At 67.8% G+C, this 15,472-nt stretch carries 15 protein-coding genes; 7 read left to right on the top strand and 8 right to left on the bottom strand.

Going from position 1 to position 15,472, the window contains the following annotated elements; translation table 11 throughout:
- Positions 1 to 101: 101 nt before the first annotated feature.
- The 5 genes from ACUSIJ_RS23875 (at position 102) to ACUSIJ_RS23855 (ending at position 5,254) form a co-directional block, all read left to right on the top strand.
- Positions 102 to 1,136: a TRAP transporter substrate-binding protein gene (locus tag ACUSIJ_RS23875; protein ID WP_449310927.1), complete on the top strand. Its 1,035-nt coding sequence runs from the start codon at positions 102 to 104 to the stop codon at positions 1,134 to 1,136.
- 342 nt (positions 1,137 to 1,478) lie between these two features.
- Positions 1,479 to 1,910: a TRAP transporter small permease gene (locus ACUSIJ_RS23870; protein ID WP_449310926.1), complete on the top strand. Its 432-nt coding sequence runs from the start codon at positions 1,479 to 1,481 to the stop codon at positions 1,908 to 1,910.
- Positions 1,910 to 3,229, top strand: coding sequence for a TRAP transporter large permease (locus tag ACUSIJ_RS23865; RefSeq protein WP_449310925.1), 1,320 nt, complete (start codon positions 1,910 to 1,912; stop codon positions 3,227 to 3,229). Before ACUSIJ_RS23870 ends, ACUSIJ_RS23865 begins: the two co-directional genes overlap by 1 nt.
- Before the next feature lie 60 nt (positions 3,230 to 3,289).
- Positions 3,290 to 4,561, top strand: coding sequence for an ArgE/DapE family deacylase (locus ACUSIJ_RS23860; protein WP_449310924.1), 1,272 nt, complete (start codon positions 3,290 to 3,292; stop codon positions 4,559 to 4,561).
- Between the two features lie 51 nt (positions 4,562 to 4,612).
- Positions 4,613 to 5,254 carry an SRPBCC family protein gene (locus tag ACUSIJ_RS23855; RefSeq protein WP_449310923.1) on the top strand — a complete coding sequence of 214 codons (642 nt, stop codon included), beginning with the start codon at positions 4,613 to 4,615 and terminating at the stop codon, positions 5,252 to 5,254.
- An 82-nt stretch (positions 5,255 to 5,336) separates the two neighbouring features.
- On the opposite strand, the gene ACUSIJ_RS23850 is transcribed toward ACUSIJ_RS23855, so the two are convergent.
- The 5 genes from ACUSIJ_RS23850 to ACUSIJ_RS23830 form a co-directional block, all read right to left on the bottom strand.
- On the bottom strand, positions 5,337 to 6,515 hold the full coding sequence (locus tag ACUSIJ_RS23850; RefSeq protein ID WP_449310922.1) for a diaminopropionate ammonia-lyase: 1,179 nt from the start codon (positions 6,513 to 6,515) through the stop codon (positions 5,337 to 5,339).
- An 86-nt stretch (positions 6,516 to 6,601) separates the two neighbouring features.
- Positions 6,602 to 7,273 (bottom strand): GntR family transcriptional regulator, encoded by a 672-nt coding sequence (locus ACUSIJ_RS23845; protein WP_449310921.1) that lies wholly within the window; start codon positions 7,271 to 7,273, stop codon positions 6,602 to 6,604.
- Positions 7,274 to 7,351: 78 nt separating this feature from the next.
- A complete protein-coding gene (locus ACUSIJ_RS23840) occupies positions 7,352 to 7,684 on the bottom strand; it encodes a cupin domain-containing protein (RefSeq protein WP_449310920.1) in 333 nt (110 codons plus the stop codon).
- Between the two features lie 15 nt (positions 7,685 to 7,699).
- Positions 7,700 to 9,358 (bottom strand): thiamine pyrophosphate-binding protein, encoded by a 1,659-nt coding sequence (locus tag ACUSIJ_RS23835; RefSeq protein WP_449310919.1) that lies wholly within the window; start codon positions 9,356 to 9,358, stop codon positions 7,700 to 7,702.
- Positions 9,359 to 9,485: 127 nt separating this feature from the next.
- Complete coding sequence (locus ACUSIJ_RS23830) at positions 9,486 to 10,274, bottom strand: SDR family oxidoreductase (protein WP_449310918.1); 789 nt, start codon at positions 10,272 to 10,274, stop codon at positions 9,486 to 9,488.
- Between the two features lie 137 nt (positions 10,275 to 10,411).
- Between ACUSIJ_RS23830 and ACUSIJ_RS23825 the strand changes: the two genes are divergently transcribed.
- Both ACUSIJ_RS23825 and ACUSIJ_RS23820 read left to right on the top strand, forming a co-directional pair.
- Positions 10,412 to 11,860 carry an aldehyde dehydrogenase family protein gene (locus ACUSIJ_RS23825; RefSeq protein ID WP_449310917.1) on the top strand — a complete coding sequence of 483 codons (1,449 nt, stop codon included), beginning with the start codon at positions 10,412 to 10,414 and terminating at the stop codon, positions 11,858 to 11,860.
- A gap of 154 nt (positions 11,861 to 12,014) precedes the next feature.
- A complete protein-coding gene (locus ACUSIJ_RS23820) occupies positions 12,015 to 13,022 on the top strand; it encodes an XdhC family protein (RefSeq protein WP_449310916.1) in 1,008 nt (335 codons plus the stop codon).
- Between the two features lie 4 nt (positions 13,023 to 13,026).
- Here ACUSIJ_RS23820 and ACUSIJ_RS23815 read toward each other — a convergent pair whose 3' ends face one another.
- From ACUSIJ_RS23815 to modB, 3 genes are all read right to left on the bottom strand, one after another.
- Positions 13,027 to 13,620 carry a nucleotidyltransferase family protein gene (locus ACUSIJ_RS23815; protein WP_449310915.1) on the bottom strand — a complete coding sequence of 198 codons (594 nt, stop codon included), beginning with the start codon at positions 13,618 to 13,620 and terminating at the stop codon, positions 13,027 to 13,029.
- A 61-nt stretch (positions 13,621 to 13,681) separates the two neighbouring features.
- Positions 13,682 to 14,764, bottom strand: coding sequence for a molybdenum ABC transporter ATP-binding protein (gene modC / locus ACUSIJ_RS23810; protein WP_449310914.1), 1,083 nt, complete (start codon positions 14,762 to 14,764; stop codon positions 13,682 to 13,684).
- A 26-nt stretch (positions 14,765 to 14,790) separates the two neighbouring features.
- Entirely contained in the window at positions 14,791 to 15,471 is a 681-nt protein-coding gene (modB, locus tag ACUSIJ_RS23805) for a molybdate ABC transporter permease subunit (protein ID WP_449310913.1), read from the bottom strand.
- Position 15,472 lies beyond the last annotated feature (1 nt).

Genomic DNA, 15,472 nt, shown 5'->3' with positions numbered 1-15,472 from the left:
AAATACGCATTATCTTGATGCCGGCAGAGTGAGCGAAAGATTCACGACCCTCAAAGTCGCACCCCTACCCGACATAACTTTGAGCCAGAAGGGAAACGAAAATGTATGCATGGAAGCGAACGATCAGGAATGTGCTGATTGGCGCCGCGGTGACCGGTTTTGGCGCGATCGCAGGTCTGGGCGCGATCGGTCCGACCCCGGCTCAGGCGCAGTCGGTGGTCAACCTGCGCATGGTCGGCGCGTGGGCGCACGATTTCTCCCCCACGGCGGGCATCGGCAAGAACTTCATGGAAAACGTCAACCGGCTCGGCGAGGGCAAGGTCCGCATCCAGTATCTGGGCGCGGACGACGTCATTCCGCCGTTCGATCAGCCCGAGGCGCTGGTGAACGGCGTCTTCGACGTCTGGTACGGCGCGCCGAACTACTGGGCCGGCGTCGTGCCGGGCGGCGACATCACCGAGCTTTCGCCGTTCACGACGCCGGACAACGGACCCGGCTCGAAGCTCTACGACTTCATGGTCGCCCTCTATGAGCCGAAGGGCGTGCGCTACATCGGCCACGCGGCGGGTGATCTCGGCGTCGGCGTGCATTACGTCAACACGAACTTTCCGGTGAAGTCCATCGACGACCTCAAGGGCAAGAAGCTGCGTTCCGCGCCCCTGACGCGTCATTTCATCCAGGCCGCCGGTGCGGAATCGATCACGCTGCCGCCGGCCGAGATCTTTCTGGCGATGGACCGGCGCACGGTTGACGGCTTCACCTGGCCGGTGGCCGACGGCTTCACGCGCTATGGCTGGCAGACGGTCACCAAGTACATGATCGACCAGCCCACCTATCGCAGCGGCGGCAGCATCGCCATGAACCTGCAGCGGTGGGACAGCCTGTCGCCCGACATCCAGGAGATCCTGCTCAAGGCCATGGCAGAGACGCAGGAATGGACGCGGGGATGGTTCGCCCAGAACCTCGAGGAGCAGGTCACTGCGATGAAGGCGGCCGGCATGGAGGTGCTCGAGCTGTCGGAGGCGGAGTCCGAGCGCTGGACCAAGCTCGCCAACGACTCGCTGTGGGCCTACTACGCTTCCGTTCTCAAGCCCGAGCAGATCGAGCAGGTCAAGGCCCTGTTCGCCGAACCGTGACATAATAAGGCGGAGAGCTTGGCGAGAAGCGCGTGGCCCGGTCCCTCACTTTCGGGCCACGCCCCGCGCCGGCGGCTGATTGCAGCGGCCCGCATGCTGCCCTGCGATTTGCGGGCACTCACACCGACAGGGCGTCGAGAGGCCGGCGGGAGGACGAGCCATCCCCGCCGGGCCGGACGGGAAGGCGTCGCCGCACCATCCATCGATATCGCGTCTCGCGTCCGCACGCGAAGGCGACCAGTGGAAAGTCAAATCAAAATGACAGCCATCGGGAAAGTATTCGATTTTTTCTGTGCTCTACTTGCGTTCATCGCAAGCGTCATACTTGTGTCGATGATGCTTTTGACGGTTATAAAGGTCGTCCTGCGCTCTATCTTCAACTACGGAATTCTTGGAGTCGACCAGATCAGCGGCACGATGATGGTCTATCTGACGTTTCTGGGTGCCGCCTGGGTCCTGCGCAACGAGGGGCACGTCTCCGTCGATCTGCTGACCTCCGCCGTTCCGGCCCGCGTCGAGCGGGGGCTGCATGTGGTGGCCTCGATCGTCGCGGCGGCGGTGTGCTTCACCATGACCTACTTTTCCTTCGTCACCGTCAGGCTGTCGCTGCAGCGGGGCGTCATGGTGGCGGCGGAGCTGGAGATCCCGCGTGCGATCAACCTCGCGGTCATTCCGCTCGGCTGCGCCTTGCTCGGCATCGAGTTCATCCGCCGGGCGCGCCGATACTACCTGGGCATTGCCGAGCAGATACCAGCGGAACTCCGGGAGCATTGATGATGGTCGAATGGTGGGAATTCCTGCTCCTGTTCTTCGCCGGCCTTGCCGTGTTCATGCTGGCCGGCGTGCCCGTCGCCATCGCCTTCATGCTCGTCAACATGGTCGCGGCCTATTTCCTGTGGGGCGGCGTCTTCGGGCTCAGCCAGCTCGTCCTGAGCATCGACAGCTCCATCGCCACCTTCGTTCTGGTGCCGGTGCCGATGTTCATCCTGATGGGCTCGGTCATGTTCCATGCCGGGATCGCCCCGCGCATGATCCAGGTGCTCGACCACTGGCTCGGCTTCATCGCCGGGCGGCTCGCGGTGCTGACGGTGGGCGCGGGCGCGGTGCTCGCCACGCTGACCGGCGTCGCCATGGGCAGCGTCGCCATGCTCGGCTCCACGCTGACCCCGGAGATGGAGCGGCGCGGCTATGCCAAGTCCATGTCGATCGGCCCGGTGCTCGGCAGCGGCGCGCTGGCGATCCTCATTCCGCCGAGCACCCTCGCGATCATTCTCGCCAGCGTCGGCGGCTTCTCGGTCGCGAAGACGCTCGTCGCCATCATCATTCCCGGCGTCCTGCTGGCGATCATGTATGTCCTCTACATCGTGATCCGCGCGACGCTGCAGCCGGAGATCGCGCCGGCCTACGAGATCAAGCCGGTGCCGTTCGGCCAGAAGCTGCGCGATACGCTGATCTATCTGGTGCCGCCGGTCTCGATCGTCGTCATCACGATCGTCCTGATCTTCTTCGGCTATGCCACGCCCACCGAATCCGCGGCGCTCGGCACGTTCATGACCTTCGCCCTGACGTTCTTCTACGGCAAGCTCAACTGGGCGGTGCTCAAGAAGGGCGTCAGTTCCGCCATGCAGCTGTCGGTGATGATCCTGATCATCCTCACCGGGTCCGCCGGCTTCGGCCAGCTGCTGAGCTTCTCGGGCGCGACGTCCGCCATCACCCAGTGGGCGACGGAGCTGCCGGTGCATCCCATCGTCCTCATGATGATGATGATGCTCATCGTCATGGTCATCGGCGTGTTCCTGGAGCAGACGTCGATGGTGCTGGTGTCGATGCCCATCTTCCTGCCGGTGGTGCACGCCATGGGCTGGGACCCGATCTGGTTCGCCGTCATCATGATGGTCAATCTGGAGATGGACACCATCATGCCGCCTGCGGGCCTGTCCCTCTTCGTGATGAAGGGCGTCGCGCCGGCCGGCACGACCATGGGCGACATCTACATGGCCGCGATCCCGTTCATCCTCATCAACATCCTGCTCATGGTGCTGATGATCGCGTTCCCGGGGCTCGTCCTCTGGCTTCCGAACCTCATGACCTGACGCGCGGGCGGCCGCGTCCGCCAGCATCTTCGAACCACGCTCGCAAGGGGAACTGTCACAATGTCCGATCCTGTCCGCAAGGCGCTCATCGACAGCATCGAAGTGAACCGCGACAAGGCGGTCGCGTTTTTGCAGAAGATGATATCCATTCCCTCCGTCACCGGCGACGAGGCGGCCATCCAGGCCTTCCTCGCCGATTATCTCAACGGCCTCGGCCTCGACGTCGACGTGTGGGAAACCGATTGGGAAAAGCTCAAGCAGCATCCGGGATACAGGCCGGTGTCGCGCGGCTATGAGGGGCGCCCCAACATCGTCGCGACCCTCAAGGGCAGCGGCGGCGGCCGGTCGCTGCTTCTCAACGGCCACACCGACGTCATCCCGGTGGGCGGCGGCGAGGGGTGGACGGACGACCCGTGGTCGGCGGCGATCAGGGACGGGCGCATCTACGGGCGCGGCTCGGCGGACATGAAGAGCGGCGTCGCCAGCCACATCCTCGCCGTCGAGTTCATCAAGGCGGCCGGGATCAGGCTGAAGGGCGACGTGCTCATCAACGTCGTCATCGACGAGGAGGTCTCCGGCCACGGCACCCTCGACACCGTCATCCGCGGCTATAGGGCCGATGCCGGCATCTCCGGCGAAACCAGCGATCTCGCGGTGCAGCCGGCGTGCATCGGGCGCATCTGGTTCGAGATCGCCGTGCAGGGCAAGCCGGCCGGCATCCAGAAGCGCTACCAGGGCATCTCGGGCATCGACCTCGGCAACAAGGTCGTGGAGGCGGTGCGCGAGCTGGAGGCGCATCGTGTCGCGACCGTCAGCCACCCGCTCTATCCCAACACGCTCGATTCACTGCCGTGCATCATCGGCAGCTTCCAGGCCGGCAACTATCCGAGCGCCTTTCCGGACAGCGCCCTGCTGAAAGGCAGCATCGGCACCGTGCCGGGCGAGGACCACGAGGGCGTGAAGCAGAGCCTCGTCGACAAGATCGCCGAACTCGCGCAGAGCGATCCGTGGCTGAAGGATCACCCGCCGCAGGTGCGCTTCGTCGGCTACGACGCAGAGGCGTCGGAGATACCCGTCGATCATCCGGTGGTCGATCTGGTATCGCGCGCCTACACGGAAATCACCGGCAGAGAACCTGTCATCAGCGGCCGGCAGGGCGCGGCGGACACGCGCTTCCTCAACCTCTACGCCGATACGCCGACGGTCATCTTCGGCCCCGGCTCGACCGCCGTGATGCACGCCAATGACGAGTATGTCTCTATCGACGACTACATCACCGCCATCAAGGTCATGGCGCTGAGCATCTACGACTGGTGCGGGGCCGAGGCGTAGGGCGCCGATAGTCGTCCCGCGTCGGGCAAAGTTGCAGCAACGGAGAGCCGAATGGCTGAGATTCGACAGGTATTCAAGGTCAACCACAGCAGGGAAACCGTCTGGCGGAAATTCAAGGACCTGCCGTCCGTCGTCGGATGCATTCCGGGCGCGTCGCTTGCCGAAGCTCCCGTCGACAACGTCGCCAGGGGGCAGATCGCCGTCAAGCTCGGCCCGGTGAAGGCGAATTTCGGCGGCGAGGCGACGGTCGAATACGACGAGGCGAACCATACCGGCACCATTACCGGCGTCGGGATCGACAAGAGCCACAGCTCGCGCGCCAAGGGCAAGGTGACCTACGTGGTGTCCGAGGCCGGGGCGGACACCTCCGAGGTCACGGTGGTCGTCGACTACACGCTGTCGGGATCGCTGGCGCAATTCGCGCGCGGCGGCATCGTGGAGGCGGTGGCCGACCAGATCTGCCAGGACTTCGTCGCCAATCTCGAAGCCGAACTGTTGGCGGCGAACGCGCCGGCGCCAGTGCCCGCGGCCGTCGCCGGGGAGGACGAGGCGGCGGACGCATCGCCTGCGGAGGCTGCCCCAGTCGAGCAGCCGGCGGCGCGCCCGGCTGCCCCGCAGCGCGAGCTCAACGTGTTCCTGCTGCTCTGGACCATCATCAAGAGGAAAATCCGCCGGCTGTTCGGCGGCGGGTGAGGGCGCCCGGCCCTTATGGGAAGGGGTTGCCGAACGGGCGGCGCCGTCCGGCCGAACCGGGCAGCGCCGCGGCTTTTGGGCGTCACGACTGGAGCAGCGCCTGGTAGACCTCCGGATCGGTCGCGCCCTCGGTTCCGATGAGCAGGATGCGCGATGCGGCGTCGAGCCCCAGCGCGGACCGCAGTTTCTCGTCCTGCGCCACCGCGAGGAGGCCGGCGAGGCCGGCCGCGCCCGATTCACCGATGGTCAGCGCCGGGTCGCCGCCGGCAGGGCGGGCGAGCCGCTTCAAGGCCGCAACGGCCCAACCGTCATCGACGCCGAGATAGAAACCGGCGCTCTTTTCCAGGATGTTCCAGGCGATCAGGGAAGGCTCGTAGCATTCGAGCATCGCCATGACGGTCGCTTCACCGGCGGGCATCGCGCGTCTCTCGTTGGCGAGGGCGCTGCGTTGCAGGCAATTCGCCAGCGCCGGCTCCACGACGATCGTCCGGGGACCCTTGCCCGCATATCGCTCGTGGAAATAACCGGCGACCACCGCCGCGAGCCCGCCCACGCCCGCCTGCACGAAGATGTGCGTATAGGGCGCGGCCGCCTGCGCGGCGATCTCGTCGAGCATGATCGTGTAGCCCTGCATGACGAGGCCGGGGATCTCCTCGTATCCCGGCCAGGAGAAGTCCGACACCGTCAGCCAGCCCTCGCGCCGGGCCGCCTCCGCCGCCTCGGCGACGGAATCGTCGTAGCTGCCCGCGATGCGCACGATCCGCGCTCCGAAACCCGCGATGGCGTGCTCGCGGCCCTCGCTCACTCCGGCGTGCAGATAGATGACGCAGCGGCAGCCGAACATCCGCGCTCCGGCTGCGACCGAGCGGCCGTGGTTACCGTCCGTGGCGCAGCAGACAGTGAGGCCGGAGGCGAGCGAGCGGCTCTCGTCCGACAATAGCTCCGCCGGGTCGACCTTGCGACCGAGCCGCGCCTCGACGAAGCGGTGCACGAGGCGCGCCACCGCGTAGGCGCCGCCAAGGGCCTTGAAGCTGGACAGGCCGTAGCGGCCGCTCTCGTCCTTGATGTCGATGCCGGCGACGCCGAGCTCCCGCGCGAGGCCGTCGAGCGGCACGAGCGGCGTCGGCGCGTAGTCCGGGAACGCGCCCAGAAAGGCCTTCACTTGCGCGGGGGCGGCAAGGCCGCCTATCTGCGATTCGGCGGGTGTCAGCGGCTGCCCGATATGCGGCGAGATGTTGGCGACAAGAGATGTCTCGATCATGATTGTCCCTCCTGCGGACACGCGCCCGCGTCGGCGCGCGAGGCGCGCCCGGTTCCCGGATTGACGACGGGCTTCGCTTCGGGGCGTCAGCCCCTGTTCCCCTGTTCGAGCGCGACCACGACATCGGCCGCCGAGCCGGCGATCAGATTGACGTGCTCGCGCATCAGGCTGTGCGCCAGATCCTCGTCGCCGCGCTCGATGGCATCGGCGATCGCGGCGTGTTCGTCGCACGACGGCAGCATCCGGCGGGGATGGGTGATGTAGCGCCTGTAGGCTTCCAGACGCCGGGCGAGGCGCGTGGCCTCGTCCATGAGGTAGCTGTTCTGCGAGCCTTTCTGGATCAGGCCGTGGAAGGCGGTGTTGGCGGCGAGGAAGCCGCTTTCCTCGCCGGCCTGCGCGTGGGCGAGGCATTCGGCGTTCTGCTCGCGCACGGCTGCGATCTCGGCCTTCGTCATGCGGCGCGCGCACAGGCGCGCGGCCAGTCCGTCGAGTTCCCCCAGCACCTGGAACATCTCCACCACTTCCGATGTGGTCAGCGTCTTGACGACGGCCCCCTGATTGCGGCGCAGTTCCACGAACCCGCTCGACGCCATGTGCCGCAGGGCTTCCCGCACCGGCGTGCGGGACACCTGAAAACGTTTGGCGAGGGCCTGTTCGTCGAGACGGTCGCCGGGGCGCAGCAGACCACTGAGGATGTCGTTCTCCAGCACCTGGATCATATTGCCTGCAGTGGATACCTGATCTTCTTGCGCGCTCATGATGGCTCTGTCTCGTGCTCTGGTTGCTCCCGGATGCATGGCCGGCGTCTCGCCGGCATGCGGCCCCGGGGCGCGGGGCTATTGTTTGATCGTGATGACGAGGCTGACGGAATCCTCCTCGCGTTCATTGATCGTATAGTGCGGATCTCCCGGTTCGAACAACACCGCTTGTCCGGCGACGAGGGTGAAACGTTCCTTGCCGGTATCGAACGTCAGCGCGCCCTCGACGACATAGAATACCTGCGACCAGTCGTCGTGGTGATGCAGTTCGCCGCCGCCGCCCTTGGGGGCGCGCGAGACCTGCACCGAAAAGTTGCGGCCGCCGAAGGGCACGATGTCCCGCACCGTCAGGCCGCCGAAGTGGTTGGGCGGGGTGACGCCGGCGCCGTCCTCATTGTTCCAGATGATCATTCCGCTGCTCCCTGTTCACGAGATGTAGGCCATGTATGGGCTGAGGACACTGCGCACCGGCACCTGAACGATGGCGGGTTTTCCGCTCGCGATGGCGTCGGCGAGGGCGGTCGCGATCTCGGCCGGGGTGCGGGCGTGGTAGCCTTTGCCGCCGAGCCCCTCGGCGACGCGCGCCCAGTCGCGGCGCGGCAGGCGCATCTCGAAGGTTTCGCCGTAGCTTCGTTCCTGGGGCAGGGCGATCGCACCCCACAGCTCGTCGTCCAGCACCACGATGATGAAGGCGCGGCCGTAGCGCTCCGCCGTGTCGAGCTCGGCGATGTGGAAGCCGACGCCGCCGTCGCCGACGAACACCACCACCGGCGCGTCGGGCGCGGCGAAGCTCGCGCCCGCGCCGTAGGGCACCTCGGCGCCCAGCGCGCCCGCCTGGCCGGCGCGCAGATAGCGGCCCGGCGCGTTGACGCGCAGCCGCGCATCGGCCCAGAAGTCGACGTTGCCGTGCGAGGAGATGAAGATCGTGTTCTCCGGCGCGCTGTCCGCGACGGTGTCGATCGCCGTGATCGGATGCAGCCCCTCGGTGCTGTCAGCGCCCGCCTGGCCGTCGCGTTCCGCCCGCCATTCGGCGATGAGCGCGTCGCGCCATGCGTCGTCCTTCTCCCCGACGGGGGTGTCGGCCAGCGCGTCGGCGAAGCGCGGCGCTGCCGTGTTGATCGCGACGTCCGCCCGCCGGTTGCGGTGCAGAAGCTCCTGATCGGCGGCGACCTGCACCACCCGCGCGCCCGCGCCGACGCTGTTGCCGAAATCGAGATCGAACTCGAAGTGATGGCCGAGCAGGATGATGGTGTCGGCCTCGCGCAGCGCCCGCCGCAGGGCGCCGTTGCAGGGGGCGTAGCCGGGACCGGCCCACAGCGCGTGGCGCTCGTCCACGATGCCGCGCGCCAGGCGCAGGGTGAAGAAGGGCAGGCGATGCCGCTCGATCGCCTCCTGGAGCCTGCCGGGGCCGCTCACGAACGTGTCGTCGCCCACGAGCAGGATCGGACGGCGGGCGTGCGAAAAGACCGCCAGGAAGGCGGCAAGGTCGCCGGCGTCGAGGCCGGGAGCGGCCGGACGGGGCGGGGGCGCCGACGTCCGCGCCGGCGCGGCAACGGCAGCGTGCAGCACGTCGGTGGGCACCTCCAGGAACACCGGTCCGGGGCGGCCCGCCCACATCTTGCGCCAGGCGATGTCGAGATATTCGGGCAGTCTCGCCGGATCGGTGCAGCGGCCGGCCCATTTCGTCACCGCGCGCATGGCGGGCAGCACCTCATAGGCCATGCCCGCGCCCCGATCGGCATTGGCGGTGGAAGCCTGCGCGCCGATGATGATCAGCGGCGTGCCGCCGAGATGCGAGACGATCGCCGGCGTCACCGTATTGGTCACGCCGGGGCCGAGCGTGACCACGGCCGCGCCGGCCGCGCCGGTCACGCGGAAGGCCGCCTCGGCCATGTAGCACGCCGCCGCCTCGTGGCGGGCGTGGACGAGTTGCAGGTTCTGTTCCTTGCAGGCCCTGTAGACGGGGTTGATGGGGCCGCCGGAGACGGAGAAGACGTGCCGCACACCGGCGCCCTTGAGCCATTTGACGACGGCGCCGCCGCCGTCGAGCCGTTCCCCTGCGGTTTGTTCCGCTGCATTTGTCATGATGGTGTTCCGTTGTTCAGGCGCGGGATGGAAGCCACGCCCGGCAAGCCGCGCGTGGGTATGCCGTTCGTTCGGCCCGCCGATGCGTCACGTCCAGCGCAGGCTCCAGTGTCCGGCTGTCGCGCGATCAGTAGGCGCGGGACTTGCCGCCATCGAGGGCGATCGCGGCGCCGGTGATGAAGCCGCCGTGGCGCGACGCCAGCAGGGCCGCCACGGCGCCGAAATCGGCCGGATCGCCGAACCTGCCGATCGGCACCTCGTCGAGCCAGATGGCCTCTGCCTCGGCGCGGGAGATGCCTTCGCGCTCCATGCTCGCATTGACGAGATATTCCATGCGGTCCGTCGCGAACGGACCGGGGCACAGGCAGTTGACCGTGATGCCCTCGCGGGCGAACTCGATCGACAACGACTTCGCGATGCCGACGACGGCAAGCCGGATCGCATCGGAAAGGACCATGTTCGGCTGGACGATCTTCACGCCGACGGTGGTGATGAAAATGATGCGGCCGCCTTTCGCCGCCCGCATCGGGGGCAAGACGGCATGGCAGAGGTCCACGAGCGGCAGCAGGCTTTCGTTGAGGGACGCCTCCCAGTCCTCGCGGCGGATGTCCAGAAAGGGCGCGGAGGCCGGTCCGCCGGTGTTCGCGACGAAGATGTCGAGCCCGCCGAGCGCCGCCACGGCCGCCTCCACGCCGGCAGCCAGCGTCTCGCGCCGGGCGAGGTCGATCTCCACCGCCACCGCCTGTTCCGCGCCCTTCGCCGCGAGCTCGGCGGCAAGGTCCTGAAGGGCCTCGACGTTCCGCCCGGCGACGGCAACGCTGGCGCCTTCCGCCGCCAGGGCCAGCGCCGTGGCCCGGCCGAGCCCGCGGGAGGCGGCGGTTATCAGTGCGCGCTTTCCCCTCAAACCAAGATCCATACAATCCTCCCCCTCGTTTCCGATTTCAGATAGCATCTAAAATTTTTTATGTCAATTTATGTCGACAATAACAAATTGATTGTATACATTTCAAGGAAACAACGGCGCGTGTCGCCAGATTGGGGAGCTTGAAGGCCATGCGACATATTCCGCTTGTCATTGGTAATCGTGAGATCCCGGAGGCGTCCGACGGCGTCGGCGAGACGCGCGATCCGGCCACGGGCGAGGTCATCGCCAGTTTCGCGAAGGCGGGCGCGCGGGAGGTGGATCTCGCCGTGCAGGCGGCCCGGTCCACGTTCGACAACGGCCCGTGGACGTCCTTGCGCCCGTTCGAGCGCGGCCGCGTCCTGCACCGCATCGGCGAGCTCATCCTGGCGCGGCGCGACGAGATCGCGCGGCTCGAGAGCCAGGACAGCGGCAAGCCCCTGCGCGACGCCTACTGGGAGGTGGACTGCTCGGCCCGGTTCTTCGAATATTATGCCGGCGTCGCCGACAAGCAGCACGGCTCGTCCATTCCCATCGGTCCCGACTGGTCGGACTGGACCGTGAAGGAGGGGATCGGCGTATCCCTCCACATCATTCCGTGGAACTACCCGTTCCAGCTCATCGCCCGCGGCGTCGCACCGGCGCTTACGGCCGGATGCGCCGTGATCATCAAGCCCGCCACCGAAACGCCGGTCACCGCCTATGAATTCCTGAAGATATGCCTCGAAGCCGGATTGCCCGCCGGGCAGGTCAATCTCGTCAACGGCCGCGGCTCGCTCGTCGGCGATCTCCTGGCGCGCCACCGCGGGGTGGACCAGATCACGTTCACCGGCTCCGTGCCGACGGGTGAAAAAGTGCTGGTCGCGGCGGCGTCGCATGCCGTGCCATGCAACATGGAGCTCGGCGGCAAGTCGCCCCAGATCCTGTTCGCCGACGCGGATATGGACAAGGCCCTGCCGATCATCGCCGGCGGCTTCCTGACCCATGCGGGGCAGGTCTGCAACGCCGGCACGCGGCTCCTCGTCGAGCGGCCGGTCCACGATGCGGTGGTCGGGAAACTGCATGCCCGCATCCAGGGCATGACGCTCGGCGCGGGGGTGGACGATCCCGACATGGGGCCGCTGGTGAGCCAGCCGCACCAACGGGATGTTCTGGCCTATTACGACGTCGCCAAACAGGACGGGGAGCTGCTGCTCGGCGCGCCGCTGCCCGCCGATCCGGCGCTGGCGGGCGGCGCGTTCGTGCGTCCGGCGCTCGTCGTCGGCGCCGGCAACGATGCGCGGATCGCGCGCGAGGAGATTTTCGGGCCGGTGCTGACCGTCATCCCGTTCGACACCGGGGCGGAGGCCGTTGCGCTCGCGAACGATACCGCCTTCGGCCTCGTCGCGGGGGTGCATACCACCAATGTCAACCGCGCGCTCGGGCTCGGCCAGCGTCTGCGCGCCGGGCAGATATGGGTGAACAGCTTCGGCGTCGGGCTCGACGTGGAGTTCCCGTTCGGCGGCTACAAGCTGTCCGGCTACGGCCGCGAGAAGGGGCTCGAGGCGCTGGGCGCCTACCAGCAGATCAAAAACATTTGCATCCACCACCCGCTGGCCTGATACTTCAGGCTGGATGCCGACCCGGCGGCACGAAAGCGCTTTCCGATCGCATGGAATCATTTGATTGATCAGAATTCGCTCAAAATCAAAGACTTGCGGAGCATGACGCGATTTCGTGAAATCGAGGCATGCTCCAGAACGACCATGAGCCGCGATGCTGGACGAAACCGTCACGATCGATCGTGAATTCCGTGAGCTGGCCGCCTGCCGCGCCATCGATCTCGCGCCGCTGCTCGTCCTTGCCGACTGGCGCAGGGCGGGGCTTCGCTCGGCGCTGCTCACCATCGTCAGCATCGATGGCAAGAGCCCGCGGTCGCTCGGCGCGCAGATGGTGGTCAACGAGCGCGGCGCGCTCTACGGCTATCTGACCGGCGGATGCCTCGAACGGGATCTCGCCCGCGTCGGCGTGGAGGTGATCCTGAACGGGCGCAACGAGATCCGGCGCTACGGCAAGGGCTCGCCCTATATCGATCTCAGGCTGCCGTGCGGTTCGGGCATCGAGATCTATTTCGATCAGGCGATCGCGGACGAGGTCGTCTTCGAGGCCGCGCACGCCATTGCGATGCGCCGGCCCGTCTGCCTGCGCACCGATCTCGACACGGGCTGGTCCGCCATCCGCCCGCTGACCGCCGAGGAGGTGCACGCGCCCATCGCGGACATCCGCGACGGCGTCTTCGAGCGGCTGGTCAAGCCCGCCATCAGGCTCGACCTCTATGGCGCGGGCCTTGCTGCCGTGCAGTTGGCGCATCTCGCCCGCGCCGCCGGGATCGGCGTCGATTTCCACACCGTGGACGACGTGACGCGCGCCGCCGCGGCTGCCATGGGCATTGCGACGAAGACGATCCATTCGGCCAGCTTCAGGGTCCCGGCTTCCGATCCGTGGACGGCGTCCGTGCTGATGTTCCACGAGCACGAGCGCGAGATTCCGCTGCTGACGCAACTGGCCGGCCAGCCCGGCTTCTATCTGGGGGCCGTGGGCAGCAAGCGCGTCTGCGAGCTGCGCACCCACGCGCTCCTGGGGGAGGGCGTCCCGCAGGCGCAGATAGACCGCATCAGCATGCCGGCCGGCCTCGTGCGCCGTTCCCGCAACGCCACCGAGATCGCCGTCGGGATTCTGGCCGAGATCCTCGACCGCGCCCGCGCCGGGCACCTGGTCGTGTGACGTTTCAGTCCTTCGTCCAGACGCCGCCGGCCCGCTGCAGGGCTTCCGGCGTGTCGACGTCGATCGCTGCGGCGGCCCCCAGATCGATGTCGATGACCGGCAGGCCGGAGTCGGCGATGAGTTGCCGCGCCCCGACGTCACCCTCAAGCTCCGCAATGCCTGCGAACAACGCCCGGGGCAGGATGACGGGGTTCCCCCGCCGGCCGCCCGATGTCGCGCGCACCACGGCGTTGCCGTCGAAAGCGTCGATCAGGCGTTTCAGATCCGCCGCCGTGATCGCCGGCATGTCCGCCAGATGCACCAGCAGCCCGCCCGCGCTCGCGGGCACGTGCGTCACCGCCGCCTTGAGGGACGACGACAGCCCGTCGCCGAACTGGCGGTTGATGACGACGGTCGCCGGCAGGTTGGCGATGGGCGCCCGCAACTCGTCGGCGCGATGGCCGAGAACGATGATCACCGGCGTGCCGCCGCTATCGAGCGCGGCGAGCGCGGAGCGCCGGATGAGCGGCGTATCGCCGAAACGGGCCAGCAGCTTGTGGCGCCCCGCGCCCATGCGGCTGGAGCTTCCGGCGGCGAGCAGCGCCACGGCGACAGTCATTGTCCGGCCTCCCTGCGGCTCTTCATGCAGGATACATATCCCCGCCCATCGTCGGTAGCGCTTACAGAACCTGCACGGCGATGGATTTGAAGATTGCGTGCACGCGCTTGCCCGGCACAATCCCCAGATGCGACACGGAATCGGGCGTCAGTTGCGAGAGCAGGCGGTCCCGGCCGATACCGACCTCGACCAGCGCCAGCCGGCCGTCGGGGGTCTGGCGCGTGGCGCGGACCTCCCCCGGCAGGGCGTTGTTGGCGCTGATGCCCTGCGGCGCGTGGGTGCCAAGCACCACGTCGCTTGCCGGAATGCGCACCCGCACCCTGCTGCCGACGGCAATATCCGTGCGCGGCACCAGGAGGCGCGGGCCGTCCGGATCGCCGCCGGCGACGAGAAGGGTGAGCCCGCGCGCCTCGTCATGCCCGGCGACGACGGTCGTGATGATCGCGCCGGCATTGCCGCCGCTCGCGAACGGCAGATCGGCGCGCGCCGCGATCTCGCCGACCGGCCCCGCGGCGACCACGGTTCCCGCCTCCAGAAGCACCAGCGTGTCGGCGAGTTTCGCGACTTCCTCTATCGCATGCGACACGTAGAGGATGGGCAGTTGCAGCCCGTCCCGCAGGCGCATCAGGAACGGCAGGATTTCCGCCTTGCGCGCCCCATCGAGCGCCGCGAGCGGCTCGTCCATGACGAGCAGGCGCGGCTGGGAGAGGAGCGCGCGGCCGATGGCGACCCGCTGGCGCTCGCCGCCGGAAAGCGTCGCCGGCCGGCGCGCCAGCAGATGCCCGATGCCGAGCAGGTCCACCGTCCTGTCGAACGCGATCGGGCCGGGCGGCGCGCGGCGCAGGCCATAGCGCAGGTTGCCGTCGACCGACAGGTGCGGAAACAGCCGCCCGTCCTGAAACACCACGCCGATGCGCCGCTTCGCCGGCGGCAGGTCCGAGAGCGATACGCCGTCAAGCGTCACCCGCGCCTCATCGGCCTTCAGCAGGCCGGCTATGGCCATCAGCGTCGTCGACTTGCCGCAGCCGGAGGGGCCGAACAGCGCCGTGACGCCAGGGGAGGGCGCGGAAAACCGGATGTCGGCCGAGAACCCCGGAAACCGGTGCCGGAGGCGCACGTCGAGCGTCGTGGCTGGAAACGTCATGGCTGAAGACATCATGGCCGAATCCGTCATGGACGCGCGCGCCTGCCCGCCCATTCGCCGAACAGGAGTCCGGCGACCGCGAGCGTGATCGAGATCGCGGCGAGACGCGCCGCCGCGGCCTCGCCGCCGGGCGTCTGCAGGGCGGTGAAGATCGCCAGCGGCAGCGTCTGCGTCTGGCCGGGCACATTGGAGGCGAAGGTGATGACGGCCCCGAACTCGCCGAGACTCGCCGCGTAGCCGATGATCGCCCCCGAAATCACGCCGGGCGTGATCAGCGGCAGCGTCACCGTCAGGAAACGGTCGATCGCGCCCGCGCCCAGCGTGCTCGCCGCCTCCTCCAGCCCCTTGTCGACCGAATCGAGCGACAGCCGGATCGCGCGCACCATGAGCGGAAAGGTCATCACCGCGCAGGCGAGCGCCGCGCCGTTGGCCGTGAACACCAGCCGGATGCCGAACCATTCATGCAGGAATTGCCCGGCGAAGCCGCGTATCCCGAACGTGATGAGCAGCAGCCAGCCCACCACCACCGGCGGCAGGACGAGCGGCAGATGGATGAGGATGTTCAGCAGCGACCAGCCGGGCAGCGACCGCCGGTGCAACAGCAGCGAGGCGGCGATGGACAGAGGCAGCCCCATCGCGACCGCCTTCGCCGCCACGATGAGGCTGAGCCGGACGGCCTGCCATTCTTCGACCGTCAAGACGGGCATC

It is taken from the genome of Pseudochelatococcus sp. B33 (genome assembly GCF_053570585.1).
Note: the sequence above shows the minus strand (reverse complement) of the source record. Positions and strands in the feature narration are given on the sequence as shown.

Coding starts and splice junctions, on each gene's coding strand:
- ACUSIJ_RS23875 (WP_449310927.1), top strand. CDS start 102: ATGTATGCATGGAAGCGAACGATCAGGAATGTGCTGATTGGCGCCGCG.
- ACUSIJ_RS23865 (WP_449310925.1), top strand. CDS start 1,910: ATGATGGTCGAATGGTGGGAATTCCTGCTCCTGTTCTTCGCCGGCCTT.
- ACUSIJ_RS23860 (WP_449310924.1), top strand. CDS start 3,290: ATGTCCGATCCTGTCCGCAAGGCGCTCATCGACAGCATCGAAGTGAAC.
- ACUSIJ_RS23855 (WP_449310923.1), top strand. CDS start 4,613: ATGGCTGAGATTCGACAGGTATTCAAGGTCAACCACAGCAGGGAAACC.
- ACUSIJ_RS23850 (WP_449310922.1), bottom strand. CDS start 6,515: ATGATCGAGACATCTCTTGTCGCCAACATCTCGCCGCATATCGGGCAG.
- ACUSIJ_RS23845 (WP_449310921.1), bottom strand. CDS start 7,273: ATGAGCGCGCAAGAAGATCAGGTATCCACTGCAGGCAATATGATCCAG.
- ACUSIJ_RS23840 (WP_449310920.1), bottom strand. CDS start 7,684: ATGATCATCTGGAACAATGAGGACGGCGCCGGCGTCACCCCGCCCAAC.
- ACUSIJ_RS23835 (WP_449310919.1), bottom strand. CDS start 9,358: ATGACAAATGCAGCGGAACAAACCGCAGGGGAACGGCTCGACGGCGGC.
- ACUSIJ_RS23830 (WP_449310918.1), bottom strand. CDS start 10,274: ATGGATCTTGGTTTGAGGGGAAAGCGCGCACTGATAACCGCCGCCTCC.
- ACUSIJ_RS23825 (WP_449310917.1), top strand. CDS start 10,412: ATGCGACATATTCCGCTTGTCATTGGTAATCGTGAGATCCCGGAGGCG.
- ACUSIJ_RS23820 (WP_449310916.1), top strand. CDS start 12,015: ATGCTGGACGAAACCGTCACGATCGATCGTGAATTCCGTGAGCTGGCC.
- ACUSIJ_RS23815 (WP_449310915.1), bottom strand. CDS start 13,620: ATGACTGTCGCCGTGGCGCTGCTCGCCGCCGGAAGCTCCAGCCGCATG.
- modC (WP_449310914.1), bottom strand. CDS start 14,764: ATGACGTTTCCAGCCACGACGCTCGACGTGCGCCTCCGGCACCGGTTT.
- modB (WP_449310913.1), bottom strand. CDS start 15,471: ATGCCCGTCTTGACGGTCGAAGAATGGCAGGCCGTCCGGCTCAGCCTC.